The sequence below is a fragment of the Kitasatospora sp. NPDC059462 genome (genome assembly GCF_042749955.1).
Taxonomy (GTDB): domain Bacteria; phylum Actinomycetota; class Actinomycetes; order Streptomycetales; family Streptomycetaceae; genus Kitasatospora.
In genome coordinates this window covers 1-2,593 of sequence record NZ_JBHYUU010000372.1, presented here as the reverse complement: position 1 = coordinate 2,593, position 2,593 = coordinate 1, and the positions used below count along the sequence as shown (strand labels likewise).

Genomic DNA, 2,593 nt, shown 5'->3' with positions numbered 1-2,593 from the left:
GCCCAACTGCCGCCCAGGCCCTGGGCGAGGGCGCCGGCCCGGGCACCGGCCCGGGCCTCGTTGGCGATCCGGTCCCGGGCCTGGCCGGCCGTCAGACCGAGGTCGCGCTGCAGCGCGTCGATCACCTCGGGCGCGGCGGCGGCCACCCCGAGGGCGTCCGGCGCGGCCGCGGCGGCCCGGGCGGCCGCGCCGGCGCCGGGACTCGGGGCGGCGGCACCGGCGGTGCCCTGGAGCGCTGTCAGAGCGAGGGCGGCGGTGGCCAGGACGGCGCACGCGGCCCTGGCGGATCGTCGGAGCATGGGGGTCTCCCGCGGTCACGGTGTGGGGGTTGCGGGAAACCGTAGGAGCCCCGTCCGCCGACGGGGGAGATGTCACCCGGGGGTACAGCTCCGGGCTATACCCCCGCCGGACCCGCACCGCCGCCGACGGGCCGACCCCGTGGTACAGAACACCTTTTCCTTGACCTTCCGTCAAGACCGCCGCCCCCGGGCGGACGGCCAGCCCCTCCCCGGCGACCGCCCGGCCGTCAGGGCCGGCCGCCCTCGCCGAGTTCGGCGAGGGCCGCCAGGACCGCGGCGCGCAGCAGCGGATTGCCGGTCGTGCCGTCGATCACCGCGAGGGCCTGGCGCAGCCGCTCGGCCGCCTGCTCGGGATGGTCCAGCCGGCGGTGGTGGTCGCCCAGGTGGTACAGCGTGATGCCCTCCAGGACCGGGTCCCCGGTGGAGCGGTGACGGTCCAGCGCCCGGTGCAGGTACTCGCCCGCCTCCCGCCCCCGGCCCGCCAGCATCGCGGTGACGCCGATGTTGGTCTCACACACCCGGATCGCCCAGTCGTCCCGGCGCTCCTCCGGCTGTGCCCGGAGCAGCGCGAGCGCGCCCTGGAAGTACAGCCGCGCCTGGCCGTAGGCGCCGGTGCTGAGACAGTGGTCGCCCAGGTGACCGATCACGTGCGCCTCGCCGTCGCGGTCCCCGATCGAGGCGAACAGGGCGCGGGCGAGCCGGAGTTCGGCGAGCGTCTCGTCGTGCCGGCCGAGCGCGCCGAGCGCCGTGGCGAGGTCGTTGCGGGCGTGGCCCTCGCCGTAGCGGTCACCGGCCCGCCCGGCCGCCGTCACCGCCAGCCGGGCGGCCTCCTCCCGGTCGTCCAGGTGGGGGCTGGTGAAGTAGTAGCTCCACAGGACCACCGGCAGCCGCCAGGCCAGGTCGTCCGGGCCGTGCCCGGCCGCCGCGCGGACCACGCCCAGGACGTGGGTGTGCTCGCTCTCGCACCACCGCTGGGCCTCGGCGGCGGTCCCGAAGGCGGGCGGTTCGTACCAGGGCCCGGCCGCGGCGAGCGGGATCCGCCGGCGGTGCGGGGTGAGCAGCCGGGCGGCGGCGTCGGCGTGGTGCAGGTACCAGGTGCCGAGCCGCTCGCGGGCGGCGGTGCGCACCGCCAGGCCGGTCTCGGCGGCGGCGCGTTCGGCGGCGTACAGGCGCAGCAGGTCGTGCAGCCGGTAGCGGTCCCCGCCCTCGTGGGTGAGCAGGTGGGCGGTGGTCAGCTGCTCCAGCACGGGGCGCACGGCGGCCGGGCGCTCGCCGCAGAGCGCGGCGGCCGCCGCCGCGGACAGGCCGGGGCCGGGGGCGAGCGAGAGCAGCCGGAACAGGGTGCGGGCGGTGGCGGGCAGGGCGCGGTAGGAGAGGTCGAGCGCGGCGCGCACGGCGGAGGTGGCGTCGCCGTCGATCGCCAGCGCGGTCAGCCGGTCCCCGGTGTCGCGCAGTTCGGCCACGTGGTCCGCGACGGTCCGCCCGGGGCGTTCGGCGAGCCGGCTGGCCGCGATGGCCAGGGCGAGCGGCAACCGGCCGCAGACGGCGGCCAGTTCGGCGACGGCGGCCGGCTCGGAGCGGGTGCGCCGGCCGCCGATGACGCGGTCGAGCAGGGCGACGGCGTCGCGCGCCGGCATCAGGTCGAGGGCCAGCGGGCGGGCGCCGTCCCGGGCGGTGAGGCCGGCCAGGCCGGTGCGGCTGGTGACCACGGTCAGGCACTCCGGTGCACCGGGGAGCAGCGGGCGGACCTGCTCGGCGCTGCGCGCGTTGTCCAGGACGACCAGCACCCGTTGCCCGGCCAGCAGCGAGCGGTACAGGGCGGCGGCCTCCTCCGGCACGCTCGGCACCTGCTCGCCGGGCACCCCGAGGGCGCGCAGGAAGCGGGCCAGCACGGCGTGCGGCGGCAGCGGCGGTTCGGCGGAGAAGCCGTGCAGGTCGGCGTAGAGCTGGCCGCCGGGGAAGTGGGCGCGCCGCCGGTGCGCCCACTGGACGACCAGGGTGGTCTTGCCGACGCCGGCGCTGCCGGAGACGGCGCAGATCCGGGCGGCGGGTCCGGTGGCGTCGGTGGCCTCGGTGGTGGGCCCTTCGGTGGCCGGCCCGGTCGCGGTCGAGGGGGCGGTCGCGTCGTCGGCGAAGGCGTCGAGGGCGGCGAGCTCGGGGCCGCGGCCGGTGAACGTGGCGAGCGGGGGCGGAAGTTGGGCGGGTCGCGGCGGCGCGGCGCGGTGCCGCCCGCCGTCCCGCCCGCCGTCCCGCCCGCCGTCCGGGCCGTCGCCGCCCGGCCCGGCGCCGCGGGC

At 79.1% G+C, this 2,593-nt stretch carries 1 protein-coding gene and 1 pseudogene; both read right to left on the bottom strand.

The genetic code is table 11. The features are described 5' to 3' along the window. Positions 1-299: pseudogene (locus ACFXAM_RS38505) on the bottom strand (S1 family peptidase); the annotation flags it as partial. A gap of 227 nt (positions 300-526) precedes the next feature. After that, positions 527-2,593 (bottom strand): ATP-binding protein (locus tag ACFXAM_RS38500; RefSeq protein WP_380298566.1); only part of this gene is annotated, 2,067 nt, incomplete at its 5' end.